Origin of the sequence: Streptomyces roseirectus, from assembly GCF_014489635.1 — a bacterium.
GTDB lineage: Bacteria > Actinomycetota > Actinomycetes > Streptomycetales > Streptomycetaceae > Streptomyces > Streptomyces roseirectus.
In genome coordinates this window covers 3,278,786-3,305,395 of the sequence record NZ_CP060828.1, presented here as the reverse complement: position 1 = coordinate 3,305,395, position 26,610 = coordinate 3,278,786, and the positions used below count along the sequence as shown (strand labels likewise).

Annotated in this window: 20 protein-coding genes; 15 read left to right on the top strand and 5 right to left on the bottom strand. The window is 73.2% G+C overall.

Translation table 11 applies throughout. The features are described 5' to 3' along the window. Window positions 1-91: 91 nt before the first annotated feature. Window positions 92-763 (bottom strand): TetR/AcrR family transcriptional regulator, encoded by a 672-nt coding sequence (locus IAG44_RS13500; protein ID WP_187747375.1) that lies wholly within the window; start codon window positions 761-763, stop codon window positions 92-94. 190 nt (window positions 764-953) lie between these two features. Beyond that, on the bottom strand, window positions 954-1,172 hold the full coding sequence (locus IAG44_RS13495; RefSeq protein WP_187747374.1) for a hypothetical protein: 219 nt from the start codon (window positions 1,170-1,172) through the stop codon (window positions 954-956). Window positions 1,173-1,379: 207 nt separating this feature from the next. Here IAG44_RS13495 and IAG44_RS13490 point away from each other — a divergent pair, with 207 nt between their 5' ends. The 13 genes from IAG44_RS13490 to moeZ all read left to right on the top strand — a co-directional run bounded on the left by IAG44_RS13490 (window position 1,380) and on the right by moeZ (window position 16,244). Further along, window positions 1,380-2,351, top strand: a complete 972-nt coding sequence (locus tag IAG44_RS13490) for an alpha/beta fold hydrolase (RefSeq protein ID WP_187747373.1) — start codon at window positions 1,380-1,382, stop codon at window positions 2,349-2,351. Between the two features lie 5 nt (window positions 2,352-2,356). Beyond that, window positions 2,357-3,820 carry a DUF3152 domain-containing protein gene (locus IAG44_RS13485; RefSeq protein ID WP_246561685.1) on the top strand — a complete coding sequence of 488 codons (1,464 nt, stop codon included), beginning with the start codon at window positions 2,357-2,359 and terminating at the stop codon, window positions 3,818-3,820. A 57-nt stretch (window positions 3,821-3,877) separates the two neighbouring features. Continuing rightward, entirely contained in the window at window positions 3,878-3,970 is a 93-nt protein-coding gene (locus tag IAG44_RS44525; RefSeq protein WP_343075731.1) for an Ms4533A family Cys-rich leader peptide, read from the top strand. 255 nt (window positions 3,971-4,225) lie between these two features. Beyond that, window positions 4,226-5,944 carry an ABC transporter substrate-binding protein gene (locus IAG44_RS13480; protein ID WP_187747372.1) on the top strand — a complete coding sequence of 573 codons (1,719 nt, stop codon included), beginning with the start codon at window positions 4,226-4,228 and terminating at the stop codon, window positions 5,942-5,944. Between the two features lie 36 nt (window positions 5,945-5,980). Beyond that, window positions 5,981-6,991, top strand: a complete 1,011-nt coding sequence (locus tag IAG44_RS13475; RefSeq protein ID WP_187747371.1) for an ABC transporter permease — start codon at window positions 5,981-5,983, stop codon at window positions 6,989-6,991. Then, entirely contained in the window at window positions 6,988-7,986 is a 999-nt protein-coding gene (locus IAG44_RS13470; RefSeq protein ID WP_187747370.1) for an ABC transporter permease, read from the top strand. The genes IAG44_RS13475 and IAG44_RS13470 overlap by 4 nt, the downstream gene beginning before the upstream one ends. Further along, a complete protein-coding gene (locus IAG44_RS13465) occupies window positions 7,983-9,575 on the top strand; it encodes a dipeptide ABC transporter ATP-binding protein (protein WP_187747369.1) in 1,593 nt (530 codons plus the stop codon). The genes IAG44_RS13470 and IAG44_RS13465 overlap by 4 nt, the downstream gene beginning before the upstream one ends. Window positions 9,576-9,832: 257 nt before the next feature. Then, complete coding sequence (locus tag IAG44_RS13460; protein ID WP_187747368.1) at window positions 9,833-11,608, top strand: DUF3492 domain-containing protein; 1,776 nt, start codon at window positions 9,833-9,835, stop codon at window positions 11,606-11,608. Further along, entirely contained in the window at window positions 11,605-12,885 is a 1,281-nt protein-coding gene (locus IAG44_RS13455) for a hypothetical protein (protein WP_187747367.1), read from the top strand. The genes IAG44_RS13460 and IAG44_RS13455 overlap by 4 nt, the downstream gene beginning before the upstream one ends. After that, window positions 12,879-13,265 carry a hypothetical protein gene (locus IAG44_RS13450; RefSeq protein WP_187747366.1) on the top strand — a complete coding sequence of 129 codons (387 nt, stop codon included), beginning with the start codon at window positions 12,879-12,881 and terminating at the stop codon, window positions 13,263-13,265. The genes IAG44_RS13455 and IAG44_RS13450 overlap by 7 nt, the downstream gene beginning before the upstream one ends. Window positions 13,266-13,320: 55 nt before the next feature. Continuing rightward, window positions 13,321-14,280 (top strand): NAD-dependent epimerase/dehydratase family protein, encoded by a 960-nt coding sequence (locus IAG44_RS13445; protein ID WP_187747365.1) that lies wholly within the window; start codon window positions 13,321-13,323, stop codon window positions 14,278-14,280. Then, window positions 14,268-15,002, top strand: coding sequence for a spherulation-specific family 4 protein (locus IAG44_RS13440; RefSeq protein ID WP_187747364.1), 735 nt, complete (start codon window positions 14,268-14,270; stop codon window positions 15,000-15,002). Before IAG44_RS13445 ends, IAG44_RS13440 begins: the two co-directional genes overlap by 13 nt. Window positions 15,003-15,065: 63 nt before the next feature. After that, the gene (gene moeZ, locus IAG44_RS13435) at window positions 15,066-16,244 is read left to right on the top strand and encodes an adenylyltransferase/sulfurtransferase MoeZ (RefSeq protein WP_187747363.1); all 1,179 of its coding nucleotides are present in this window, start codon (window positions 15,066-15,068) and stop codon (window positions 16,242-16,244) included. 59 nt (window positions 16,245-16,303) lie between these two features. Here moeZ and IAG44_RS13430 read toward each other — a convergent pair whose 3' ends face one another. The 3 genes from IAG44_RS13430 to IAG44_RS13420 all read right to left on the bottom strand — a co-directional run bounded on the left by IAG44_RS13430 (window position 16,304) and on the right by IAG44_RS13420 (window position 22,341). After that, a complete protein-coding gene (locus IAG44_RS13430; RefSeq protein ID WP_187747362.1) occupies window positions 16,304-17,806 on the bottom strand; it encodes an alpha/beta hydrolase in 1,503 nt (500 codons plus the stop codon). 113 nt (window positions 17,807-17,919) lie between these two features. Beyond that, window positions 17,920-19,470, bottom strand: coding sequence for an alpha/beta hydrolase (locus IAG44_RS13425; protein ID WP_187747361.1), 1,551 nt, complete (start codon window positions 19,468-19,470; stop codon window positions 17,920-17,922). Window positions 19,471-19,632: 162 nt separating this feature from the next. Beyond that, window positions 19,633-22,341 carry a lysylphosphatidylglycerol synthase domain-containing protein gene (locus IAG44_RS13420; RefSeq protein ID WP_187747360.1) on the bottom strand — a complete coding sequence of 903 codons (2,709 nt, stop codon included), beginning with the start codon at window positions 22,339-22,341 and terminating at the stop codon, window positions 19,633-19,635. Window positions 22,342-22,526: 185 nt separating this feature from the next. Between IAG44_RS13420 and IAG44_RS13415 the strand changes: the two genes are divergently transcribed. Together IAG44_RS13415 and IAG44_RS13410 are read left to right on the top strand one after the other, a co-directional pair. After that, a complete protein-coding gene (locus tag IAG44_RS13415) occupies window positions 22,527-22,907 on the top strand; it encodes an MGMT family protein (RefSeq protein ID WP_187747359.1) in 381 nt (126 codons plus the stop codon). Between the two features lie 257 nt (window positions 22,908-23,164). Beyond that, the gene (locus tag IAG44_RS13410; RefSeq protein ID WP_187747358.1) at window positions 23,165-26,497 is read left to right on the top strand and encodes an ATP-dependent helicase; all 3,333 of its coding nucleotides are present in this window, start codon (window positions 23,165-23,167) and stop codon (window positions 26,495-26,497) included. The last annotated feature ends 113 nt before the right edge of the window (window positions 26,498-26,610 follow it).

Genomic DNA, 26,610 nt, shown 5'->3' with positions numbered 1-26,610 from the left:
GCACACATTAGCCCGGTGAGGCGATGGACACGGCGCGGGCACCCACGCCAGGAGCGAACACCGTCCGGGAACAAAAACGCGAGCTGTGGCGTCAGCGCGCTTCCGTGCCGTGCTGCTCGGCCGCCTGCGGGTCGGCGCCGTGCAGCGGGAACCCGGCGATGCCGCGCCAGGCGAGCGACGTCAGCAACTGGACGGCCTGGTCGCGCGGGACGCTGCGGTCGCTGTGCAGCCAGGAGCGGGCGACGACCTGGGCGAGCCCGCCGAGCCCGGAGGCCAGCAGCATCGACTCCGCGCGCGGGAGGCCCGTGTCCTCGGCGATGACGTCGCAGATCGCCTCGGCGCACTCGTTGGTGACCTTGTCGACGCGCTCGCGCACGGCCGGCTCGTTCGTCAGGTCCGACTCGAAGACCAGGCGGAACGCGCCGCCCTCGTCCTGGACGTACGCGAAGTAGGCGTCGATCGTCGCGCGCACGCGCTGCTTGTTGTCGGTCGTCGACGCCAGCGCCGTGCGGACGGCCTGGATCAGCGCCTCGCAGTGCTGGTCGAGGAGCGCGAGGTAGAGGTCGAGCTTGCCCGGGAAGTGCTGGTAGAGCACCGGCTTGCTGACGCCCGCGCGCTCGGCGATGTCGTCCATCGCGGCCGAGTGGTAGCCCTGCGCCACGAACACTTCCTGGGCGGCGCCCAGCAGCTGGTTCCGTCGGGCACGGCGCGGCAGGCGCGTGCCTCGCGGGCGCGTAGCCTCAGTCTGCTCGATGGCGCTCACGCCGCCTCCAAAGGTCGTCCACATGCGGTGTGCCGTGCTGGCCGCGCGGCCATCGTACTTTTCGGTAACCGTGGTGTGCGCGGTGCGAGCGCAGAATTTCACGGACCGGCCCGGCGGGAAAAGCCGCACAGAAGTGACGTGAGTGGTTTCGGCCCGGCACGTTCCGGGCATACGAGGCGCTTCCTCGTCGTCAGCGGTAGTCGTCCTCGTCCAGCGAGACCACCCGCGACTGCTCCAGCAGATCGGCCTCGGCCGCCTCGTCCGCGCGCGCCGGGTCGACGTCCTCCAGAGGGTCGTCGCCGTCCGGCGAGAGGTCCGCGCGCTGCTCGGCCGTGTCGTTCTCGGGCGCCTCGACGTCGACCTGCCCGCCGTGCTCGAAGCTGTCGGGATCGGTGGGATCGATGGCCATGACAGGGCTCCTTCCACTGGGGTCCGAGTCGTCTACCGAGCCTAGGAGACGACCTTCGGGGATGCCATGTCGCGCGGGTGCGCGTGACGTCCGCCGACCGGTCGTGTCCACGCCTGGTCGGTTCCGATTCCCCGTTGTGCGTTCTGTCACGCCTTCTGTGATGCCGATCGCGTGAACGCGTGTGTGATCGTCTCGTAACATTGCCGCATGTCTTCGACCGAGGTGCCAACTCCGCCGACCGCCAACGTCTTTCCGAAGGTGTTGCCCGTCCGGGTCGCGGAGGGCGAGCGGCTGAGGTCGGTGCGGCTGTCCGGGGCGACGCTCTCGGTCCGTTCCCGCCCGCCCGCGCGCGAGGGGCTGCCTCCGGCCCTGTTCGTGCACGGCCTGGGCGGTTCCTCGCAGAACTGGTCGGAACTGATGCTGCGCCTGGAGGACGACGTCGACGGAGAGGCGGTCGACCTCCCGGGCTTCGGCGACTCCCCGCCCCCGGACGACGGCAACTACTCGGTCTCCGCGCACGCGCGCGCGGTGATCCACCTCCTCGACTCCTCGGGGCGCGGCCCGGTCCACCTGTTCGGCAACTCCCTGGGCGGCGCGGTGTCCACGCGCGTCGCGGCCGTCCGCCCCGACCTGGTCCGCACGCTCACCCTGGTCTCGCCGGCCCTGCCCGAGATCCGCGTCCAGCGCACCGCCGTCCCGACGGGCCTGCTCGCCGTCCCCGGCGTGACCGCGCTGTTCACCCGCATCAGCCGCGACTGGACCCCGGAAGACCGCGTGCGCGGCGTCATGGGGCTCTGCTACGGCGACCCCGCGCGGGTCACCCCGGAGGGCTTCCAGGCCGCCGTCGAGGAGATGGAGCGGCGGCTGCGGCTCCCGTACTTCTGGGACGCGATGACGCGCTCCGCGCGCGGGCTCGTCAACTCGTACACCCTCGGCGGCCAGCACAACATGTGGCGCCAGGCCGCCCGCGTCCTCGCCCCGACCCTCCTGGTCTACGGCGCCCGCGACCAGCTCGTCGGCCACCGCATGGCCCGCAAGGCGGAGCGCACCTTCCGCGACTCCCGCCTGATCACCCTCCCCGACGCCGGTCACGTCGCGATGATGGAGTACCCGGAGGCCGTCGCCGCGGCCTTCCGCGACCTCCTCGCCTCGACGGTCACCGCCGACGCGGGGAGCTGAGGCGCGTGGGACGGCACAGTCGACGCGGGCCGGCGCCGAAACCGGCGAAGAAGGGCGCGGTTCCTCCGCAGGGGGCGGCCCCGCAGGGCGGTACCGGGGGTGCGCCGGTCTCCGGTGAGCGGCCTCCGCTGCCCACGCGCAACACCGAGGCGACCTGGCACGAGAGCGGGGCGCCCGTCACCGGGCCCTACCGGGGCAACGGGGCGCCGCGCGGCGGGATCCCCCAGGGGGCGACGCCTCCGCACGGTTTCCCTCCGCTCGGCGGCACGCCCGCGCACGGCTTCCCGCCGGTGCGCGGGGGACATCCCGAGCAGCGGGAGGCCGGGGGCGGCTGGGGCACGCTGGGCGGTGAGTCCGGGGCGCGGCCGTCCGTCGTGCCGAGGCCCCGGGTGGGGGGCGGACCTCGGCAGGAGTATCTGGACGCGTTCGGCGATCAGGTTGCTCACGTGGACGTTCATATGGACAGGGGCGTCCTTGTGAACACGGCCGTCCACATGGACGTCGATCTCATTGACCGTCTTGACCGACGCGACGATGTTGATCGTGGCATCGACCATCCGTCGACACGGATCAACCCGGCGCACTCCGTCAACTCGGTCAACCCCGGTGATCAAGGCGATCAACACGATCGAGGTGATCAAGACGCCGGCGACAACCCGGCCCCGTCGAAGAGCGCCAAGGGCCGCACCTTCACCGGCATCGCCGCCGCGGCCGTCACCACCGTCCTTGCCGTCGTCGTCGCCGGACAGGTCACCGACGGCCGTGGCGAGGACACCGCGCGCACCCGGCCGCAGAGCGAGCGGGCACCGCAGGGTGGCGCGGCGGCCGGCGTCGTGCCGAGCCCGTCCGCCCCGGCGGACGTGAAGCCGCTGTCGTACGACGAGCGGATGGCCGCGAAGTACCCGCTGGCCGCCGACCTCAAGGGCTCGGGGAAGTTCGACGCGGTCCCGGGCATCGACAAGGCGCCCGGGAAGGGCCGGAAGTACACCTACCGGGTGGACGTCGAGCAGGGGATCGGCCTGGACGCCGGGCTGTTCGCGCAGGCCGTGCAGAAGACCCTCAACGACGACCGCAGCTGGGCCCACAACGGCGGCCGGACCTTCGAGCGGATCTTCAGCGGCACACCGGATTTCGTCATCACGCTCGCGAGCCCCGGCACCACCGCCTTCTGGTGCGCGAAATCCGGCCTCGACACCACCCAGGACAACGTCTCCTGCAACTCCACGGCCACCCAGCGCGTGATGATCAACGCCTACCGCTGGGCGCAGGGTTCGTCGACCTACGGCGACCAGATGCACGCCTACCGGCAGATGCTCATCAACCACGAGGTCGGGCACCGGCTCGGCTACGGGCATGTGACATGTGACAAGGACGGCGAACTCGCGCCCGTCATGCAGCAGCAGACGAAGTTCCTGGACCACGGCGGGATCCGGTGCCGTCCCAACCCGTGGGCTTACCCGGCGAGTTGACAAACGACTCGTAAGTCACGTTGACATGCGCACCGATTTTCGTTCATATTTCTGCCCATGTGGTCTAGTCATGTCGTCGCCGGCGCAGCCATCAAGCTCGCCCTCATTGGCGTGACCGCGCTCTGTGTAGCCGACATCCACTGTTGCTGACGCCATCGCCCCATGCGTGCGAGCGTCGGATCACCCGCCTCAGGCCGTGACCAGGGTCACGGGTTTTCGACTGTCCGCCGCCGGGGCAGACGTCTGTCCGCGATCGTCTCATTCCTCGTCAACCCGTCTCGAATGCCGGGACAAGCGTCGAGATGTGCGGCGATCGGATCAAGTCGGTCAAGTGAATCAACCCCATAGTCAAGGCAATCAGCCCGGTCAACCCAACCGGTCAGGTCAATCGAGAGGCCCCCACCGATGCGTCAACCGTCCGTCATAGCCCGCCGCGTGGCCGCGGCGTCCGTCAGCCTGGTCGTGGCAGCGGGTGTCGCCGCCTGCGGGCCGGAGGACAACGGCGCCAAGGACTCCGGCGGCGACTCCACGCCCCACAAGGGCGGCACCCTGTCGGTGTTGAACTCCAACCCGCAGAAAAACCTCGACCCGGCCCGGCTCTACACCTCCGGCGGCGGCAACGTGCCGTCCCTCCTCTTCCGCACGCTCACCACCCGCAACCGCGAGAACGGCGCCGAGGGCGCGAAGGTCGTCCCCGACCTCGCCACCGACACCGGCCGCCCCAACAAGGACGCGACCGTGTGGACGTACACCCTCAAGGAAGGGCTCAAGTACGAGGACGGCACGCCGATCACGACCGCCGACATCAAGTACGGCATCGAGCGCTCCTTCGCGCCCGAGCTGTCCGGCGGCGCCCCCTACCTGCGGGACTGGCTGGTCGGCGCCGCCGCCTACCAGGGCCCCTACAAGGACCCCAAGGGCCTCGCCGCGATCGAGACGCCGGACGCGCGGACCATCGTCTTCCACCTGAACAAGCCCGAGGGCGAGTTCCCCTTCCTGGCCACGCAGACGCAGTTCGCGCCCGTCCCGAAGGCCAAGGACACCGGCACCAAGTACGTCGAGCACCCCGTCTCGTCCGGCCCCTACAAGGTCGTCACGAACCAGAACAACGGCGAGCACGTCGTCCTGGACCGCAACCCCAACTGGTCGGCCGCCACGGACACCGAGCGCAAGGCGTACCCGGACAAGATCGACGTCCGCTCCGGCCTCGACTCCGCCGTGATCAACCAGCGGCTGTCGGCGTCCCAGGGCGCGGACGCCGCCGCGGTCACCACGGACACCAACCTCGGCCCGGCCGAACTCGCCAAGGTGACCGGCGACAAGAGCCTCGCCGCGCGCGTCGGCACCGGTCACTTCGGCTACACGAACTACATCGCCTTCAACCCGAAGGTGAAGCCGTTCGACAACCCGAAGGTGCGCCAGGCGATCTCCTACGCCGTCGACCGCTCCTCCGTGGTCAACGCGGCCGGCGGCTCCGCGCTCGCCGAGCCCGCCACCACCTACCTGCCGAACCAGAAGTCCTTCGGCTACACGCCCTACGACCACTTCCCGGCCGGCGCGACGGGTGACGCGGCCAAGGCCAAGGAGCTGCTGAAGGAGGCGGGCCACCCGAACGGGCTGACCGTCACGCTGACGCATTCCAACGACAAGAACTTCGAGACCGGCCCCGAGATCGCGACCGCGCTCCAGGACGCGCTCAAGAAGGCCGGCATCACCGTCAAGCTCCAGGGCCTGGAGGACAACGACTACTCCGACACGGTCCAGAGCGTGAAGACCGAGCCGGGCTTCTTCCTCGCCCACTGGGGTGCCGACTGGCCCTCCGGCGGCCCCTTCCTCGCCCCGATCTTCGACGGCCGCCAGATCGTCCAGGACGGCGCGAACTTCAACTCGGCCCAGCTGAACGACAAGTCCGTCAACGACGAGATCGACGCGATCAACAAGCTGACCGACCTGGACGCCGCCGCCAAGCGCTGGGGCGCCCTCGACAAGAAGATCGGCGAGCAGGCGCTGACCGTCCCGCTGTTCCACCCCGTCTACAAGCGGCTGGTCGGCAAGGACATCCGCAACGTCGTGATCAGCGACTGGACGGGTGTCCTGGACATCTCGCAGGTCGCGGTCAAGTAGTCGATACACACACTCAATGACGATCAAGCAATCAACATGAGTCAGGCACTCCACGCCACCCAGGCCCCCGGGACGGACACCGCCGTCCCGGGGGTTTCGGGTGCCCGTCAGTTCTGGCGGCGGCTGCGTGCGCAGCGCGCCACCATGGTCGCGGCGGCCGTCGTCGCCCTCCTCGTCCTGGTCGCGCTCGCCGCGCCCCTCCTCACCGCCCTGGAGGGCCAGGACCCCACCACCTACCACCCCGACCTGGTCGACTCGGCGCGCGGCGGCGTACCCGTCGGCTCCTTCGGCGGCATCAGCGGCGACCACTGGCTCGGCGTCGAACCGCAGACCGGACGCGACCTGTTCGCACGGCTCGCCTACGGCGCCCGCGTCTCCCTGGGCGTCGCGCTGGCGGCGACCGTCGTGCAGGTCGTCCTCGGTGTCGTCGTCGGCGTCACGGCCGCGCTCGGCAACCGATGGGTTGATCAACTGTTGAGCCGGATCACGGACATCATCGTCGCGATGCCGCTGATCATCATGGCGCTCGCGCTGCTGGCCGTCGTCCCGGACAGCTTCCCGCGCCCGGTGCTCGTCGCGTTCGTCATCGGGTTCGTCGCCTGGGGCACGATCGGGAAGATCGCCCGCGCGCAGACGCTCACCCTCAAGGAGCGCGACTACGTGTCCGCCGCGCGCCTGAGCGGCTGGAGCACCTGGCGCATCGCGCACCGCGAACTCCTCCCCGGGCTCGCCGCGCCGGTCATCACGTACGCCGCGCTCATGGCGCCCACCAACATCGCCATCGAGGCGTCCCTGTCGTTCCTCGGTGTCGGCGTCAAGCCGCCCACGCCCTCCTGGGGACAGATGCTGACCTCGGCGAACGTCTGGTACCAGACGGCCCCGCAGTACCTCCTGCTGCCCGCGGGCGCCCTGTTCGTCACCGTGCTCGCCCTCACCGTCCTCGCCGACGGCGTGCGCACCGCCCTCGACCCGCGCGCGGCCTCGCGCCTGCGCGTGGGGACGGGCCGCAAGCAGGAGACGAAGAACGACGAGGAGGGCGCCGCGTGAACGGCTTCACCGGGTTCCTCCTGCGCCGCGCGGTCGGCGTCGTCCTCACGCTGCTCGCCCTCTCGGTGATCATCTACGTGGTCTTCTACGCCACTCCGGGCAACGTCGCCCAGATCACCTGCGGCCCGCGCTGCTCGCCGGAACAGGTCCGCCAGGTCGCCGAACAGCTCAGGCTCGACGACCCGCTCTACCTGCGCTACTGGGACTTCCTCCAGGGCATCGTCGTCGGCCACGACTACTCGACCGGCACCTCCGTCGAGCACTGCTCGGCGCCCTGCCTCGGGCTGTCGTACCAGAGCGACCAGCAGGTCACCGACATGATCCTGACCAAGCTCCCGGTCAGCCTGTCCCTGGTGCTCGGCGGGATGGTCCTGTGGCTGATCCTGGGCGTCGGCACCGGCGTCCTGTCGGTCTGGCGGCGCGGACGGCTCTCCGAGCGCCTGCTGACCGGCGTCACGCTCGCCGGGATCGCCATGCCGGTCTTCGTCATCGGCCTCGTCCTGATGATCGTCGTCTGCGGGCAGCTCGAACTGCTGCCGTTCCCGCAGTACGTCGCCTTCTCCGACGACCCCGAACAGTGGGCGTGGAACCTCGTGCTGCCCTGGCTGACGATCGCCCTGGCCGAAGCGGCGTACTTCGCCCGGCTCACGCGCACGTCGATGCTGGAGACGCTCGCCGAGGACCACATCCGCACCTTCCGCGCGTACGGCGTGGGCGAGCGGGCGATCATCGGACGGCACGCCCTGCGCGGCGCGCTCGCGCCGGTCATCGCCCTCAACGCCAACGACTTCGGCGCCATGATGGGCGGCGCGGTCCTCGTCGAGACGCTGTTCGGACTGCCCGGCATCGGCCAGGAGCTGGTCCACGCGGTCAGCGTCGTCGACCTCCCGGTCGTCGTCGGCATGGTCCTGGTGATCGGTTTCTTCGTGGTCCTCGCCAACGCCCTCGCGGACGTCCTGTACGCGGTGGCAGACCGACGGGTGGTGCTCGCGTGAGCCTCGTGGAAGTCAGCGGCCTGACGGTCGAGTTCGGCGCTCTGAAGGCCGTCGACGGCCTCTCCTTCACCCTCCGGGAGGGCGGCGCGCTCGCCCTGGTCGGCGAGTCCGGCTCCGGCAAGTCCACCGTCGCCTCGGCCCTCCTGGGCCTGCACCGGGGCACGGGCGCGCGCGTGGGCGGCACGGTCACCGTCGCCGGGACGGCCGTCCAGGACGCCTCGGACGACGAACTGCGGCGCCTGCGCGGCGGGACGGCGGCGATGGTCTTCCAGGACCCGCTGTCCTCCCTCGACCCGTACTACGCGATCGGCGACCAGATCGCCGAGGTGTACCGCGTGCACACGCGCGCGACGCGCCGTGCCGCACGCGCGCGTGCCGTCGACGTGCTCGACCGGGTCGGCATCCCGGACGCGGCCCGCCGCGCGCGCTCGCGTCCGCACGAGTTCAGCGGCGGCATGCGCCAGCGCGCGCTCATCGCGATGGCCCTCGCGTGCGCGCCGGACCTCCTGATCGCCGACGAGCCCACCACGGCCCTCGACGTCACCGTCCAGGCCCAGATCCTCGACCTCCTGCACACCCTGCGCGAGGAGACCGGCATGGGCCTGCTGCTGGTCACCCACGACGTCGGCGTGGCCGCCGAGAGCGTCGACGACGTCCTCGTCATGCGGCACGGCAGGCTCGTCGAGCACGGCCCCGTCGCGGACGTCCTGGGCGCCCCCAAGGACGCCTACACGCGCGAACTGCTCGGCGCGGTCCCGCGTGTGGAGGTGCGCCGCACGGCCTCCGAGGCGACCGACGACGTCGTCCTCGAAGCGACCGGTCTGCGGCGCGAGTTCGGGCGCGGCAAGCGGGCGTTCGCGGCCGTCGACGGGGTCTCCCTGACCGTCCGCCGGGGCGAGACCCTGGGCGTCGTCGGCGAGAGCGGCAGCGGCAAGACGACCCTGGGGCGGATGCTGGTGGGCCTCCTGAAGCCCACGGCGGGCGAGATCCGCTACGACGGGCGCGCGCACACGCGTGTGAACCCCGCCGTCCAGATGGTCTTCCAGGACCCCGTCTCCTCCCTCAACCCCCGCCGCAGCGTGGGCGAGTCGATCGCCGACCCGCTGCGCGCGCGAGGCGAGAAGGACGAGAAGCGCATCCACGCGCGCGTGCGGGAACTCCTGGAACGCGTCGGCCTGGAGGCGGCCCACTACGACCGCTACCCGCACGAGTTCAGCGGCGGCCAGCGCCAGCGCGTCGGCATCGCCCGCGCGCTCGCGGCGGACCCGCGCGTGATCGTCTGCGACGAACCCGTGTCGGCGCTCGACGTCACCACCCAGGCGCAGGTCGTCGCCCTCCTGGGCGAGCTCCAGCGCGAACTCGGCCTGGCCCTCGTGTTCGTCGCCCACGACCTCGCCGTCGTCCGCCAGGTCAGCGACCGGGTCGCCGTCATGCGGGGCGGCCGGATCGTCGAGGAGGGGCCCGCCGACGAGGTGTACGACTCCCCGCGCGAGGACTACACCAAGCAGCTCCTGGCGGCCGTCCCGGCGCTCGATCCGGGCGTCGCCGCCCGCAGGCGCGCCGAGCGGAGGGAACTCGCCGCCGCGTGAGCCGGCCAGCGCCCTGGGGTGTGCCACGCGCACGCCCCAGGGCGCTTTTGTGTGATTTTCGGCCCGTCGTCCGGTGACCGTGTGATCCCTTAGCGCGACAGAACGCGACCCGCACGGGAAAGTTACGACCGTTCACCCCTTTTGGTGGTGCGACGGACAACCGTCCGCCGCACCACCGCCTTGTCCGCATACGTTCTTCCCGCTGCGAGCCGTCGGGTCAACGACGGCTCCCTGAACGGGAGATCGGGGGTGCGCTCGTGCGCATCGGACTGCTGACGGAGGGTGGCTATCCGTACGTGAGCGGTGACGCCGGACTCTGGTGCGACCGGCTCGTGCGCGGGCTCGGGCAGCACGAGTTCGACGTCTACGCGCTGCGCCGCTCCGGCCGCCCGCACGACACCGGCTGGGCCGCGCTCCCCCCGCAGGTCGTGGGCGTCCGTACGGCCCCCCTGGAGCCCGCGCGGGACGACGGCGTCGTCCACGGCCGCCGCGCCCGCGGGCGCTTCACGCAGGCGTACGGCGACCTGGTCGCCACCCTCTGCGCGGCGACCCCCTCCACCACTGAGGCGGACCGTTTCGGCAACGCGCTGTACTCCCTCGCCGAACTCGCCCGCGACGACGGCGGACTGGCCGGCGCGCTCCGCTCGGAGCGGGCCGTGCGCGCCCTGGAACGCGCCTGTCGCGCGCCGGGAGCCCGGCCGGAGGCGCGCGAGGCGCGCGTCCCCGAACTGCTCGCCGTCGCGGACCACCTGGAGCGCGCCCTGCGCCCCCTGTCGCTGCCCTGGTACGAGGAGCACGCGCTCGGCGCGGTGGACCTGTGCCACGCCACCTCCGGGGGCCCTGCGGCCCTTCCAGGGCTCCTCGCGCGGCACTTCTTCGGGGTGCCGCTCGTGGTCACCGAGTACGGGGTGCGGCTGCGTACGCACTACCTCGAAAGCTCGGGGAGCGCGGGCGGGGCCGGGAGCGCCGGTCAGGGCGCCGGGGACAGCGAGGCCGGCGTGCCGGGCGGGGCTGTGCCTGGCGGGGGTGGGGCCGGCGGGGGTGGGGCCGCGACGCCCGTACGCGCCCTCCTGGCGGCCTTCCACGGGCGGCTGGCCACCGAGGTGTACCGGCGGGCCGCCCGGATCACGCCCGGCAACGCGCACGCGCGCCGCTGGCAGGAGCGGTGCGGCGCCGCGCCGGCCAAGCTGCGCACCGTCCACCCCGGCCTGGACGCCGCCCCCTTCGCCGAGGTCGGCGAGGGCCCCGACCGCGCCGATCCGCGCACGCTCGTCTGGGTCGGCCGGATCGAGCCCGCCAAGGACCTCGTCGCCCTCCTGCACGCCTTCGCCGAGGTCCGCCGGCAGGAGCCCGGCACCCGGCTGCGCGTCGTCGGCGCGCCCGCCGACGCCGAGGGCGCGGCCTACCTCGGCCACTGCCGCGCGCTCGCCGCCCAGCTCTTCCCCGACGAGGCCCCCGGCTCCTATGCCGTCGGCGACAACCCGGTCTCCTTCGAGGAACTGGGCGGACCCGAACTCCCGGGCGCCGCCGACGCGTACGCGGCAGGCGCGGTCGTCGTCCTGTCCAGCGTCGTCGAAGGGTTTCCCGACGGGCTCGTCGAGGCCATGCTCTGCGGACGCGCCACCGTCTCCACCGACGTCGGCGCCGTCGTCGAGGCGATAGGCGGCACCGGGCTCGTCGTGCCGCCGCGCAACCCGAGGGCGCTCGCCGAGGCGTGCGTCGCGCTCCTGCGCGACCCCGAGCGCCGTGCACGCCTCGGAGCGGCGGCGCGCGCCCGTGCGCTGGAACTGTTCACGGCCGAACAGAACATCGCCTCCTTCGACGCGATCTACCTGGACGTCGTCTCGCGGTGTCCCGTCCGGCGCGTCCTGGTCGACGAGGAGGGCGAGCCGCTGCCGTTCGGGATGCCCGCCGAGGCGCATCTGGCGGGGCGGTGGACGGGGCGCCGGGTGCCGGGATGGGCTGCCGACTCGGTGCCCGTCGGGGTAGGCGCGGGCGCGCCTTCGGTTCCGGTGGCGGAGGTGGCCCGGTGAGCGGGCTGGAAGGGCTCGACCGACCCGGTGCGCCGGCGGGGGAGTGGGTGCCGCCTGAGTGGATCACACGGCCGGGTACGGCCGCGGCGGAGCACACCGACGGCACGGAACACGCCGACGGCACGGATCGTGCGGCCCGTACGGAGCGTGCGGAGTCCCAGGACGCCGTCACAGGGCCCCGGCGCGGTGGCGTCGACCCGGTGAAGGCCCTGATGCACCGCCACCGCGAACTGTGCGAACGGGCCGTGGACCCCCTGGAGATCGCGGCCGGTCTGGAGGCCCACGGGCTCACCGACCGGGCCGCCGCGCAGTACCGCCACCGGGACGTCTTCTCGCTCGCTGAGGAGATGTACGCGCGTGTACCGAGGCAGGAGGCGACGCCGGGGCAGGCGCCTGCCGAGCGCCCGGCCTCCTCCGTCCGCCCGGCGTGGGTGCTGCTGAGCCTCCTCCCCGGCGCCCTGTGCGCCGCGACGGTCGCCGGGCTGCGCCTCACCCACGGCACCGGACGGCAGGCCGTCCTCGGCGCGGGCGTCCTCGCCGTCGCCGTCGCGGTGCGCGCCGTCCTGCGCCACGGCCCGCTGAGCCCGCTGCGCCGGCCCCGCCCGGTCCCGCACCGCGCCGTCTCGGCGACCTGCTGGCTCCTGCTGTACGCCGCCGTCGGCGACGGACTCCTCGCGGGCGCCGTCGCCGGAGGCCCCGACAGACCGCCCGGCCTCACGCCGGACGCCCCCTGGCCGCTCACCGCCGCGCCCTTGCTGACCCTGGCCCTCGCCTGCGCGCCCGCCGCGGTCTGCGCGCACCTCCTCGCCGTCCACGCGGGCCGCAGGCTGCACGTCAGCCGGGGGCTGGCGGAGTTCGCCCGGGCCGTCCGGCCACTCCTCCTGGGCACGGTCGCGCTGTTCACCGCCGCGCTCGCGGGCCTGACGGCGCTGTGCGGCGTGGTCCTGGGCGAACCCGCCGCGTACGCACGCGTGCTCCCTCTCGGCCTGCTGCTGTTCCTCGCCCGCCTCCTCACCGTCCACGGCTTCACCCACGCCCCCGCGGTCGTCCTGTCCGCCGCAGCCGCCGTCGAAGCCCTCGCCCCGGCCACCGTCCTCGCGGGCCGCCTCCCCGGCTGCGGTGCCCTGTCCGCCCCGGCCGACGCCCTGGTGAGCGCCTGGGGCCCCGCCGCGCTCCCCGCCCTCGCCGCGGGCGCCGCCGCCCTCACCCTCCTCGCCCACGCGGCCCGGACCCTCACCAAAGCGTCGGCCCACGCGCGAGAGGACCACCGGTGCTGAGCGCCCGCCCGAACACACCGGCCACCCGCACGCACGCGTGCCGCGCGGCGATCCCCGGCGGAGCCCCGGCACCCGCCCGCGCGGACCGCGCACCCGCACCGACCCGTCGGCCGTACGCGCGCCCCGCGCTGCCGGCCGCACCCCGCCCCGGCGTTGCGCACGGCCCCGTCCGCGCCACCGGGCGGAAGACACTTCCCCGCCCTCCGCACGGGCACCCCAGCCCCTCGTACGGCCGCGCCGGTGTCGGCCGTGTCCTGGCGGCCGGGCGGCGCGCCGCCCTCGCGTACGGCCCCCGCCGGCCGTCCCCCACGCGCGCGGCGAGCGCGTCGCAGCACCCCGTCGCGGGCAACCGCACCACCCCTGAAGGAGAGACCAGATGACCACGCCTCGACCCGGAGCGACCCGCGGCGCCCTTCACATGCGGGGGGCGGCGCGATGAGGGTTCTGCTGATCGGAGCCAACGGATACCTCGGCCGGTTCGTCGCCGACCGCCTGCTCGCCGACCCGGCGGCCCAGCTCACCGCGCTCGGGCGGGGCGACGACGCCGACGTCCGGTTCGACCTCGCGACCGGCAGCCCGGGGGCGCTGACGCGCTTCCTGGACGCGGTCCACCCGCAGGTCGTCATCAACTGCGCCGGCGCCACGCGCGGCGGCGCGAAGGACCTGATCCGGCACAACACGGTCGCCGTCGCCACGGTCTGCGAGGCGCTGCGGCGCAGCGGCTGCGGCGCGCGCCTGGTGCAGATCGGCTGCGGCGCCGAGTACGGCCCGAGCCAGCCGGGCTCCTCGACGGCCGAGGACGCCGTCCCGCGCCCCGGCGGCCCGTACGGCGTCAGCAAGCTCGCCGCGACGGAACTCGTCCTCGGCTCCGGCCTGGACGCGGTCGTGCTGCGGGTGTTCTCCCCGGCCGGCCCCGGCACCCCGGCGGGCAGCCCGCTGGGCCGCCTCGCGGAGGCCATGCGCCGCGCGATGCAGGCCGGCGACGGCGAGCTGAAGCTCGCGGGGCTCGGCGCGCAGCGCGACTTCGTCGACGTCCGGGACGTCGCCCGCGCGGTGCACGCCGCCGCGCTGTCGGCCGCCCAGGGCGTCATCAACATCGGCTCGGGCCGCGCGGTGCGCCTGCGGGACGCCGCCGCGACCCTCGCGCGCGTGGCCGGGTACGCGGGCGCGCTGCACGAACTCGACGTCCCCCCGGGGCCGATGCGGGCGGCCATCGGCCACCCCCGGCACGAGCACGACCACGCGGCGCCCGTCGCGTACCCGTACCCGGACGGCTGCGGGAGCTGGCAGCAGGCCGACGTGCGCACCGCGCGCGACCGGCTCGGCTGGCGGCCCCGGATCAACCTGGAGGAGTCCCTGGCGGACATCTGGATGGAGGCGGCGTGCCGCATGTGACCGGGGCGAGCACCGGGGTACGCACCGGCTTCGGCGTCCCCGGGTTCGCGCACCCGCTGCTGGCCCCGGGCGAGTGGGGCGAACTCGCCCGCCCGGGCACGCCGTTGCACTGGGCCGTCCTGGACGTCTCCGACGGCCCCGGTGTCCGCCCCGACCCGCACTGTCTGGAGGCCGCCGGACGGCTGCGCAACGCGGGCGTACGCGTCCTGGGCCGGCTCGACGCCGCGCACGGCGCACGCGCGCGGGGCGAACTCCTGGACGACGCGGGCCGCTACGCGAGCTGGTACCGGGTCGACGGCTTCCTCCTGGACCGCTGCCCCGCCGAACGCGCCGGACTCGCCGCCACGGGGCGCACGGCCGACGCCCTGCGGGAGTTCGCCGACGACGCCCACCTGGTCCTCGGCCACGGCACCCACCCGCACCCCGGATACGCCGAACACGGCGACCAGTTGGTGACCTTCCGCGGCTCCTGGAGCGACTACCGCTGGTCGCAGGTGGCGGAGTGGACGGCGGAGCATCCCGCGGAGCGCTTCTGCCACTTCGTGCACGGAGTGCCCCGCACGCACCTGGAGGAGGCCCTGCGCATCGCCCGCTGGCAGGGCGCGGCGACCATCTGGTTCACCGACCGTTCCGCGCGCGGGGGCCTGGACGACCCCTGGGCGACCCTGCCCGGCTACTGGGACGAGATCGTCTCGCGGATCGGAACGGGTGTCTCGGAATGAAGAAGTGCGTGGCAGTGTTACAGGGAGAACAACTGTAGTGATTGACCGACCAACGGAGTCCCCGTGTCGCTGCCACCCCTGGTCGAGCCGGCTGCCGAGCTCACCGTAGACGAGGTCCGCAGGTACTCCCGCCACCTGATCATCCCCGACGTGGGCATGGCCGGGCAGAAGCGGCTGAAGAACGCGAAGGTGCTCTGTGTCGGCGCCGGCGGCCTGGGCTCGCCGGCGCTGATGTACCTGGCCGCGGCCGGCGTCGGTACCCTGGGCATCGTGGAGTTCGACGAGGTCGACGAGTCCAACCTCCAGCGGCAGATCATCCACAGCCAGGCCGACATCGGCCGCTCCAAGGCCGAGTCCGCGCGCGACTCCGTCCTCGGCATCAACCCGTACGTGAACGTGATCCTGCACGAGGAACGGCTCGAAGCCGAGAACGTGATGGACATCTTCAGCCAGTACGACCTGATCGTCGACGGCACCGACAACTTCGCGACCCGCTACCTGGTCAACGACGCGTGCGTGCTGCTCAACAAGCCGTACGTGTGGGGCTCCATCTACCGCTTCGACGGCCAGGCGTCGGTCTTCTGGTCCGAGCACGGCCCCTGCTACCGCTGCCTCTACCCGGAGCCCCCGCCCCCCGGCATGGTCCCCTCCTGCGCCGAGGGCGGCGTCCTGGGCGTGCTGTGCGCGTCCATCGGCTCCATCCAGGTCACCGAGGCCATCAAGGTCCTCACCGGCACCGGTGAGCCCCTGGTCGGCCGCCTGATGATCTACGACGCCCTGGAGATGCAGTACCGCCAGGTCAAGGTCCGCAAGGACCCGAACTGCGCGGTGTGCGGCGAGAACCCGACGGTCACCGAGCTCATCGACTACGAGGCGTTCTGCGGTGTCGTCTCCGAGGAGGCCCAGGAGGCCGCCCTCGGCTCGACGATCACCGCGAAGCAGCTCAAGGAGTGGATCGACGACGGCGAGAACATCGAGATCATCGACGTCCGCGAGCAGAACGAGTACGAGATCGTCTCCATCCCGGGCGCCAAGCTGATCCCGAAGAACGAGTTCCTGCTCGGCACCGCCCTGGAGTCCCTGCCCCAGGACAAGAAGATCGTCCTGCATTGCAAGACGGGTGTCCGCAGTGCGGAAGTCCTCGCCGTCCTGAAGTCCGCGGGCTTCTCCGACGCCGTCCACGTCGGCGGCGGCGTCATCGGCTGGGTCAACCAGATCGAACCGGACAAGCCGGTCTACTGAGACCGCTCCCGGACGGCGGGGGCCCCGACCACCACGCGTGGGCGGGGCCCCCGCCGCCGTCATGAGCAGACCTTTCCGTCGTCCGGGACCGTGCCGTCCAGCAGGTAGGCGTCCACCACCGAGTCGACGCAGTCGCTGCCGCTGCCGTACGCGCCATGGCCCTCGCCCCGCCACGTGAGGAGCACCCCGACGCCCTTGCCCAGCTCGTCGGCCATCCTGCGCGCGCCCTCGTACGGCGTCGCCGGGTCGCCCGTGTTGCCGACCAGCAGGATCGGGGCCGCCCCCGGGGCGCTCACCTCCGGAGTGTCGTGCTGGCCGGACACGGGCCAGTCGTGGCACCAGCCGGCCGTGTCCCAGGCGAGGTAGGGGCCGAAGACCGGGGAGATCCGCTCGAACTCCGGAAGCGTCTCGCGGATCTCGTCCGCCGTCGGGCGCTGCTTGTCGTCCAGGCACGATATGACCCGCTGGGAGTGCGTCGTCGTGCCGTAACGCCCCGAGGAGTCACGCTCGTTGTAGGCGTCGGCCAGCGCCAGCAGCCCCGAGCCGTCGCCGCCCTCGGCCTCCTCCAGGGCGCGGGTGAGGCTCGGCCAGCTCGACTCGCTGTAGAGCGGCGTGACGATGCCGGTGACCGCGAGCGTCTGCGTGAGCCTGCGGCCGGACGACGCCGGCAGCGCGTCCGCGTCCAGGCGCGCCAGCAGGTCCGCGATCCTCCGGGTGCCCGCCTCCGGGTCCTGGCCGGTCGACCTCAGGTAGTTGTCGAGCGCCAGTTGGAAGCCCCGCGCCTGGTTGCGGGCGTGGCCCACCGCGTCGGCGGTCGGGTCCACCACCGCGTCCAGGACCAGCCGCCCCACGTTCCCCGGGAACAGGTGGGCGTAGACGCCGCCCAGTTCGGTGCCGTACGAGATGCCGAAGTAGTGCGTCTTCGTGTCGCCCAGCACCTGGCGCATCAGGTCCATGTCGCGGGCCGTGTCGGTCGTCGACACGTGGGACAACAGGTCACCGGCCGCTTTCGCGCAGCCCCGGCCGAAACCGGCGGCGTCCTGGAAGTACGCCCGCTCCTCCTGAGGGGTGTCCGGAGTGGAGTCCACGGTCTCGGCGGCGGCGATCTCCCGGTCGCTCCGGCAGCGCACGCCTTCGCTGCGGCCGACCCCGCGCGGATCGAAACTCACCAGGTCGTAGCGCTCGCGCAGCGAGGCCATCGTGGAGCCGAACGACGGCAAGGTGTCGACGCCGGAGGCGCCCGGACCGCCGAAGTTGAACAGCAGCGACCCGATCCGCTCGCTCGCCGCCCCGCTCGATCTGGCGCGCACGAGCCCCACATCGATCGTCCGCCCCTCGGGCTTCGACCAGTCCAGCGGCGCCTTCATCGTCGCGCACTGCCACACGGCCCCCGGCGCCGAACCTCCCGCGCAGCGCTTCCAGTCGAGCTTCTGGTCCGTCAGCGACTGCCCGGCGGCCTTCCCGCCGCCGTCCGAACCGCCCTTCGACGACCCCGAAGAGCACCCCGCCACCACCAGCGCCACGACCGCTCCCCACGCGGCCCACCGTACGAATCGCGCCATCGCGCACCCCCCGTCCCTGCCGTCCGCACCGTGCGTCGAACGGCTGTCAGGCCATGGTAGGTGGCGGGGAAGAACCCCGTGAGGGCCTGTGGATAACCCTGTGACCAGCGGTTTCAGCGGGGGCAGACGGTTTTGGTCGCCGGCGCCTTCCCGTCCAGCAGGTAGCCGTTCACCGCTTCCTGCACGCACTTGTCCTTGCTGTCGTAGGCGCCGTGGCCCTGGCCCTTGTACGTCAGCTCGACCCCGACGCCCTCGCCCAGCGCCTCCGCCATCCTGTGGGCTCCCTCGTACGGCGTCGCCGGGTCGCCGGTGTTGCCGACGACGAGGATCGGGGCCGCATCGGGCGCGCGCACGTCGGGGTGGTCGGCGGCGCCGGGGACGGCCCAGCCGGTGCAGCTGACCATGCCCCAGGCGAGGAAGTCCCCGAAGACGGGAGAGGCGGCGCGGAACTCCGGGAGCCTGCGCTCGACGTCGGCCGGGGTGTAGCGGGGCTTGTCGTCGGCGCAGTTGACGGCCGTGTTGGCGGCGGCCATGTTGCTGTACTCGCCGTTCGCGCTGCGGCCGTTCATCAGGTCGGACAGCAGCATCAGTGTCCTGCCGTCGCCGTCGTACGCCTGCTCCAGGCCCTCCGTCAGGTACTCCCAGAAGTCCTTCGAGTACAGCGCCTGCGCGATGCCGTTGGTCGCGGCGGTCTGCGTCAGCACGCGCGGGAAACTGCCCGGCAGCGGCTTCGCGTCCAGGTCCTTCAGGAGCTTTGTGATCCGGTCCTTCACGTCCCGCGCGCTGTCTCCGACGGGGCAGTCCTCCGTCTGGGAGACGCAGTTGTCGGCGTAGTTGTCCAGGGCGAGCTGGAAGCCCTTCGCCTGGCCCAGGGAGCCCTGTTCGGACGTCTGCGTCGGGTCGACGACCGCGTCGAAGACAGCGCGGCCCACGTTCTTCGGGAACAGGTGCGCGTACACGCCGCCCAGTTCGGTGCTGTAGGAGATGCCGAAGTAGTACAGCTTGTCGTCGCCCAGGACCTGCCGCATCAGGTCCATGTCCCGGGCCGCGTCGGTGGTGCGCACGTACGGCAGCGTCTTCCCGGAGTTCTTCGCGCAGGCCGCGTTGAACTCCCTGGTGTTCGCCAGCAGCGCCGCGCGCTCCGTCGCGTCGTCCGGGGTCGTGTCCTGCTGGAAGTACGCGTCCAGTTGCTGGTCGTTCTCGCACCTCACCCCGGCGCTGCGGCCCACCCCGCGCGGGTCGAAGCTGACCAGGTCGTACCGGGTGCGCAGCTTCTCGTAGTCCGCGCCGAACGACGGCAGGGCGGTGACGCCCGAGCCGCCGGGGCCGCCGAAGTTGAACACCAGGGACCCGATCCGCTTCCCCTCGTCACCGCTCGCCCGCGCGCGGATCAACGCGATGCCGATCGTGTCCCCGTCGGGCTTCGACCAGTCCAGGGGCGCCTTCATCGTCGCGCACTGCCATGTCCCGTCGTTCGGCAACGGCGACGGCGCGCTCCCGCCGCCCTCCGCCTCCGACGGCGCCGGACACTCCTTCCACCCCAGCTTCTGCCCCGCCGGCTCCTCCTCCCCGGAACCGCCCCCGCATCCCGTCGCCAGCGACGACAGCAGCACGGCAGCGGAGACGGAGACCATCACGACGGAACGTTTCGCCATACGCCCCATCCTGAAGCCGCCCACCCTTACGCGCGCGTGGCGCGAGCCGTACGAGGGAGCACCGACCGGCGCGCACGCGTAGCGGTCTGGGCGATGCCCCCGCGGGCGCGTGCGCCATGACGCGTCAGGCCGTACCGCCGGCTCGGAGCCCCGTCGTCTCCGCCCTCGCTCCTAGAGCGCGCCCTTCCGGCTCAGGTGGTTGAAGGCCAGCCAGCCCGGGAGAACGGGGAGCCAGAGGGTGAGGAGGCGGAAGAGGAGGACGGCCGGGGCGGCGACCTCCTTGGGGAGGCCGACGGCGATGAGGCCGACGGTCAGGGTGGCCTCCACGGCGCCGACACCGCCCGGCGTGGGCGCGGCGGAGCCCAGCGCGTTGCCCGCCAGGAAGACGACGGCGACGCTGGCGAGGCTGATGGAGGTCGTCTCGTCGCCGAACGCGCGGATGGAGGCGTCCAGGCACATCACGAAGCAGGCGGTGAGCAGCAGCATGCCGCCGATGCCGGTGACGAGCTTCTGGGGCCGCTGGAGGATGTCCAGCATGCGCGGCACGACCCCGGCGAACAGCGACCGCACGCGCGTGGCGACGAACTTCCGCAGGAACGGCACCGACGTGACCACCAGGACGAGCACGGCGACCGTGAGGAGCCCGGCGATGACTGTCCGGGACGGTGTCAGGGACGGCGTCTTCTCGATGCCGGTGAGGTAGCCGAAGGACAGCAGCATCACGATGTGGCAGCCGAGCCCGAAGAGCTGCGAGGCGCCCACGCTGGCCACCGCGAGCCCCGGCCGCACCCCCTGGCGCTGCAGGAACCGCGTGTTGAGGGCGACCCCGCCGACCGCGGCCGGCGCGACGATCTTCACGAAGGACCCGGCGACCTGCGCCGCGACGGTCCGCGGGAACGGCACGCGCTCCGGCACGAACCCCAGCAGGCTCATGGCCGCCGCGACGTAGCTGAGCGCCGAGAACGCCACCGCGGCGGCCACCCAGCCCCACTCCGCGTTGGAGATCAGCGGGCCGAACTCGATGTGGGTGAGCTGCGTCAGCAGGAAGTAGGCGCCCAGGGCGCCGGCCATGAAACTCAGCAACGTGCGCGGGCGCACGCGTTCCAGGCGGGCCGGTTCGACCGGCGCCTGCGGGCGGATGAGCAGCACCTCGTGCCGGATCTGGGTGAGCAGGTCGTCCTCGCGGGCCTCGTCCAGCGCCTCGTCGATCGCCCGCTTCTCGGCCCGTGCCTCGGCCTTGAGCGTCTTTTTGGCGGCCTTCCCGGACGAGACCGCCTCCGGCTCCTCCGCGGCCTCCGGACGGGCCTGCTTGGCCTGCCTGGACGCCTCCAGCACCGCGTCCCGCTCGCGCTGCGCCCGTTCCCGGGCGAGCCTGCGCAGCGTCGCGCGCGTGGAGCGCGTCAGCGCGATCGGCTGGAGCATCGGCAGACAGTCGGCGACCGCGTCCGGACCGAGCACGCTCACCGCCGAGGCGACCGCCCGCTCGGCGCCCACGCGCAGCCCCAGGGTCGTCACCAACTGGGCGACGTCCATGAGCAGCAGCAGGGAACTCGCCGCGATCTCGCCGCCCCGCAGGTCGGTGAGGATCACCGTGCCGGAACGATCCACCAGGATCGCGTCTCCCGCCAGCCTGCGGTGCGCGATCCGCCGCGACTGGAGCGCGCGCACCTGGTGCCAGGCGTTGTGCAGGACCTCGTCGGTGATGTCCGCGTCCGCCAGTGAGTCCAGCGTGCGTCCGCCGGTGTGCTCGTAGACGAGCATCACGGCGTCCGGACCCAGCTCGGACGTCGCGATCAGCTTGGGCGCGTTGGCGCCGGCCGCGATCGCCGCGTACGCCAGCAGCGCCTCCTGCTCCAGCGCCTGCCGCAGCGACTGGAGGCTGGAGCGGGTCGCGAAGCCGCGCAGCGCGAGGTTGCGCCACGCGCGGTAGAAGAACCCCTGCGCCTGCTGCTCCCGGTCGACCACGGTGACGTCCAGCGGCGCGCCGTCCTCCAGGGTGACGAAGTAGCGCCGCCCCCGGTCGCTGTAGCCGGACTCCGACGCCTCCACGCGCGCCGCACTCACCGGGCGGAAACCGACCGTCCGCAGGCCCGCCATCAGCGTGCGCCCGGTGGGCCGGACGTTCGGGGAGCCGACCGCGTACAGCGTGCCGTAGGCGACGCTCCAGCCGATCAGCACCGTCAGGATGATCGAGAAGGGCGTCGTGTAGCCGGTGACCAGCATCGACAGCGCGTCGAGCAGCAGCACGATCCACAGCACCGCGCGCCAGCGCGGACGCCGGGACATCCCGACGGCCGACATGTACGCGATCACGGGCGCGAGGTAGCCGTGCACCGGGTCGGTGAGGGCGTGGATGTCACCGGGGGAGGGCTGGGTCAGCGCCTCCCGGATGGAGTCCGGGGCCGCCTTGGCGACCCACAGGTCCGTGGCGAGCGTCACGCCGTGCGCGAGGACGGCCGCCAGGACGCCGTCGGCGATGCGCAGCCCGTCGCGCTTGATCAGCCGCTCGATCGCGAACGCGACCGGCACCAGGAGGATCGCGATGCTGGACGCCAGCCCCGCGATCTTGATGAGCAGGTCGGGCGCCTGCCCGGTGCCCTTGTTGATGTCCTGTTCCAGGCCCGAGGTGGTGCCGTGCGCGAACGCGGCGATCGCCAGGAGCACCACGACCGCGAGCACGCCCACCAGGAGCCGCATGAGGTCGGAGGGGCGGTGCACGCGCGCGGGGAGCAGCGGTTCGTCGCCCTCCACCTCGTCCACGTGCGCGTACTCCTCGTACGCCGCCGAGCCGTCGCGCGCGGGCGGTTCGGCCGGGTCCGGGCGCGACGCGCCGTCAGAGGTGCCCTCCGCGTCGTCGGAATGCACACCCTGCTGCTTCATCGTCTCTTCTTGATCTCGTATCACCGGTCACCGCCCGCACGATGGTGGCATGCCCGACCGACATCCGGTGATGTCAGGGTGCGAACGCGGGGCGCACAGTCTGCCTGAAGCGTCCTCCGGGAGCGAGGGTCACACAGCGCCACGGGCCCGTCGCATTGTCGGTGCGGTGCGGCAGGATGGGGCGGATGAGCGAGCAGAGCCTTCCCGACGACGCCCGCGCGGAGTACACCGACGAGCTGCCCGCGTACGCCGAGCGGGTCCTCGACGTCGCCGAGCTGATCCCGCCGGGCCGGGTCATGACCTACGGCGACGTCGCCGAATGGCTCCAGGAGGGCGGCCCCCGGCAGGTGGGACGGGTCATGGCGCTCTACGGGGGCGCCGTCCCCTGGTGGCGCGTCGTGCGCGCGGACGGCGCGCTGCTGCCCGGACACGAGCTGCGGGCCCTGGAGCACTACCGCGCGGAGGGCACGCCCCTCAAGGGCGCGAGCGCCGCCGCCCAGGGGCATCTGCCGCGCCTCGACATGAAGCGGGCGCGCTGGGACGGCGGCGCGGAGGGTCACACCTGACAGCTTCCGCCATCGCGCGGACCCACGGAGGACCCGTGCGCCGTTCGGGTGAACCGGGGCACACCCGGGACATGACGTACGTTCGAGGGGCAAGGGACGTGCGAGGCGGACGAGGCGCACGGGACCGACCGGAAGGCCCGCCTCCGGACCGGCTCCCGGCGTAGCGTCGGCCCCACACGGCCCCCTCATCCCGAGACCACCGCCCGGCACGGACGGCCGACGACGAACCAGCACACCCACCAGGACCGGCGAACCACGTGAGCTCCTCTTCCTCCACCGGGCGCCTGCCGCACCCCCAGGTACGGCAGGGGACCCGTGGCGCCTACCGGCTGGTGCGTACCCCTCCGGCCCGCGAGGTCCCCCCTCGTCTGGACGCCGCGCAGCGCGCCGTGGTTGACCACACCACCGGCCCCCTGCTGGTTCTCGCGGGCCCCGGCACCGGCAAGACCACCACCCTCGTCGAGTCCGTCGCCGCCCGCGTCGCCCGAGGCGGCGACCCCGCGCGGATCCTCGTGCTGACGTTCAGCCGCAAGGCCGCCGTCGACCTGCGCGACCGCATGGCCCTGCGCATGGGCGCCTCCCGCGCCCCCCAGGCGACCACGTTCCACTCGTTCTGCTACGCCCTGGTCCGCGCCCACCAGGACAGCGACCTGTTCGTGGAACCCCTGCGGCTGCTCTCGGGCCCCGAGCAGGACGTCACCGTCCGCGAACTGCTCGCCGGCCAGCTCGACCTCCAGCGCCTCGGCCTCGCGCACGTGCGCTGGCCCGACGAACTGCGCGCCTGCCTCACCACACGCGGGTTCGCCGACGAGGTCCGCGCGGTCCTCGCCCGCAGCCGCGAACTCGGTCTCGGCCCCGAGGCCCTGCACGCCTTCGCCGACCGCATCGGCCGCCCCGACTGGCGCGCCGCCGCCGTCTTCCTCGCCGAATACCTCGACGTCCTGGACCTCCAAGGCGTCCTCGACTACGCCGAACTCGTCCACCGCGCGGTGCTCCTCGCCCAGCGCCCCGAGGCGGCCGGACGACTCGCCGCGCGGTACGACGCCGTCTACGTCGACGAGTACCAGGACACCGACCCGGCCCAGGTGCGGCTGCTGCGCGCGCTCGCCGGCGACGGCCGCACCCTGGTCGCCCTCGGCGACCCCGACCAGTCGATCTACGCCTTCCGGGGCGCCGACGTGAACGGCATCCTCGACTTCCCCGACGCCTTCCCGCGCGCGGACGGCACCCCGGCCCCCGTCGAGGTCCTGCGCACCTCGCGCCGCTCCGCCGCGAACCTGCTGACCGCCACCCGCCTCCTCGCCCAGCGGATGCCCCTCACCCGCCTCCCGGCCGACAAGGTCCGCGCCCACCGCGCCCTTGCACCCGCGCGCGACGGCGGCAGCGTCGAGGTCTACACGTACCCGACGTCCGGCACCGAGCTGGACAACATCGCCGACATCCTGCGCCGCGCCCACCTCGAGGACGGCGTCCCCTGGCGCGACATGGCCGTCCTCGTCCGCGCGGGCTCCCGCTCCGTGCCCGCCCTGCGCCGCGCCCTCACCACCGCGGGCGTGCCCCTGCACACCGACGGCGCCGACGTGCCCCTGCGCCACGAACCGGCGGTGGCCCCCCTGCTGACGGCCCTGCGCGCGGTCGCCACGGCGGAGGCGACGAGCCGCACGGCCCCCCCGGACGCCACGGACGACGCGGACGCCCCGGACCAGGCGCCCCCCGTCTGGCTCGACACCGAGACCGCCCTCACCCTCCTCGCCTCCCCCCTCGCCGCCGTGGACGCCGCCGACGTCCGCCGCCTGGGCCGCGCCCTGCGCGACGAGGAACGCGCCGGCGGCAACCCCCTGCCGCCGCCCTCGGACGAACTCCTCGCGCGCGCGGTCGCCGAACCGCAGCGGCTGGCCGCGCACGACCCCGCGTACGCGCAGGGCGCGCAGCGGCTCGGGATACTCCTCGCCACGGCACGCGCGTGCCTCGCCGGCGGCGGCACCGCAGAAGAGGCGCTGTGGGAACTGTGGGCCCGCACCCCCTGGCCCGGACGGCTCGCCAAGACGGCCCTGCGCGGCGGCGCGGCAGGCCGCAACGCCGACCGGGACCTCGACGCCGTGTGCGCGCTGTTCGCGACGGCCGCCCGCGCGGAGGCCCGCACCGGCGGCCGGGGCGCCCTGAACTTCCTGGAGGAACTGGAGGCCGAGGACATCGCGGCCGACACCCTCGCACGCCGGGCCGTACGGCCGGACGCGGTGCGCCTGATGACCGCGCACCGCTCCAAGGGCCTCCAGTGGCGCCTGGTGGTCGTCGCCGAGGTCCAGGAAGGGCTGTGGCCCGACCTGCGCCGGCGCGGCTCCCTCCTGGAGGCCGACCGCATCGGCCGCGACGGACTCGCCGAACCGCTCACCCCGGGCGCGCTGCTCGCCGAGGAGCGCCGCCTGTTCTACGTCGCCGCCACGCGTGCGCGCGAGCGCCTTGTCGTCACCGCCGTGAAGGCGCCCGCCGACGACGGCGACCAGCCGTCCCGCTTCCTCACCGAACTCGGCGTCGAACCCAAGGACGTCACCGGCCGCCCCCGCCGCCCCCTGTCGGTCCCGGCGCTCGTCGCCGAACTACGCGCCACGACCGTCGACCCGCGCGCCTCCGACGCCCTCAGGGAAGCCGCTGCGCGCCGCCTCGCCCGCCTGGCCGCGCTCGCCGACGAGGACGGCCGCCCACTGGTGCCCGCCGCCCACCCCTACCGCTGGTGGGGCATGTGGGACCGCACCGAGAGCAAGGTCCCCCTGCGCGACCGCGACCAGCCCGTCGTGCTGTCCGGCAGCGCCCTCGACCAGCTCGCCAACACCTGCGCCCTCCAGTGGTTCCTGGGCCGCGAGGTGAAGGCCGACGCGCCCGCGACCGCCGCCCAGGGCTTCGGCAACGTCGTCCACGTCCTCGCCGACGAGGTCGCCTCCGGGCAGACCCCGGCCGACCTCGACGTCCTCATGGAGCGCCTGGACTCCGTGTGGAACGCGCTCGCCTTCGACGCGCCCTGGAAGTCCGAGCAGGAGAAGCACAACGCGCGCGTGGCCCTCGAACGCTTCCTGAAGTGGCACGTGCTCGACCGCGCGGGCCGCACGCCGCTGGCGAGCGAGCACGACTTCGACGTCACCCTCGAAGCGGGCGACTACGAGGTGCGCATCCGCGGCCAGATGGACCGCGTCGAGACCGACACCGACGGCCGCGCCTACGTCGTCGACTTCAAGACCGGCAAACAGGCGCCCACGTCCGCCGAGGTCGCCCGCCACCCCCAGCTCGCCGTCTACCAGCTCGCCGTGCGCGAGGGCGCCGTCGACGAGGCGTTCGGCGGTGTGCGGCCCGAGGCGGGCGGCGCGGAACTCGTCCAGCTCCGCCAGGGCGCGGCCAAGCGCGACGGCGGCGACACCCTCCCCAAGGTGCAGGCCCAGGAGCCGCTGTCCGGCGAGTGGGTCGGCGACCTGCTCGCCACGGCCGCCGGCAAGGTCCTCGACGAACGCTTCACCCCCGACGCCGGCCAGCACTGCGCCCACTGCGCCTTCCGCGCGTCGTGCAGCGCGCGGCCGGAGGGACGGCACGTCGTGGAGTGAGGCGCGGCCGTGCCCACCGCCGCCTCCCAGAACCCGTGTGACAGACCCCACCACCCCTCCCACCTGCGTATCTCCCGCACCACCCGCCGATTTGTCCTCCGTTGTCAGTGCCG

Excerpts from the sequence above, each read along its gene's own strand:
- IAG44_RS13415 (WP_187747359.1), top strand. The coding sequence starts at position 22,527 with ATGAGCGAGCAGAGCCTTCCCGACGACGCCCGCGCGGAGTACACCGAC.
- IAG44_RS13430 (WP_187747362.1), bottom strand. The coding sequence starts at position 17,806 with ATGGCGCGATTCGTACGGTGGGCCGCGTGGGGAGCGGTCGTGGCGCTG.
- IAG44_RS13445 (WP_187747365.1), top strand. The coding sequence starts at position 13,321 with ATGAGGGTTCTGCTGATCGGAGCCAACGGATACCTCGGCCGGTTCGTC.
- IAG44_RS13420 (WP_187747360.1), bottom strand. The coding sequence starts at position 22,341 with ATGAAGCAGCAGGGTGTGCATTCCGACGACGCGGAGGGCACCTCTGAC.
- IAG44_RS13490 (WP_187747373.1), top strand. The coding sequence starts at position 1,380 with ATGTCTTCGACCGAGGTGCCAACTCCGCCGACCGCCAACGTCTTTCCG.
- IAG44_RS44525 (WP_343075731.1), top strand. The coding sequence starts at position 3,878 with ATGTGGTCTAGTCATGTCGTCGCCGGCGCAGCCATCAAGCTCGCCCTC.
- IAG44_RS13480 (WP_187747372.1), top strand. The coding sequence starts at position 4,226 with ATGCGTCAACCGTCCGTCATAGCCCGCCGCGTGGCCGCGGCGTCCGTC.
- IAG44_RS13425 (WP_187747361.1), bottom strand. The coding sequence starts at position 19,470 with ATGGGGCGTATGGCGAAACGTTCCGTCGTGATGGTCTCCGTCTCCGCT.
- IAG44_RS13475 (WP_187747371.1), top strand. The coding sequence starts at position 5,981 with ATGAGTCAGGCACTCCACGCCACCCAGGCCCCCGGGACGGACACCGCC.
- IAG44_RS13495 (WP_187747374.1), bottom strand. The coding sequence starts at position 1,172 with ATGGCCATCGATCCCACCGATCCCGACAGCTTCGAGCACGGCGGGCAG.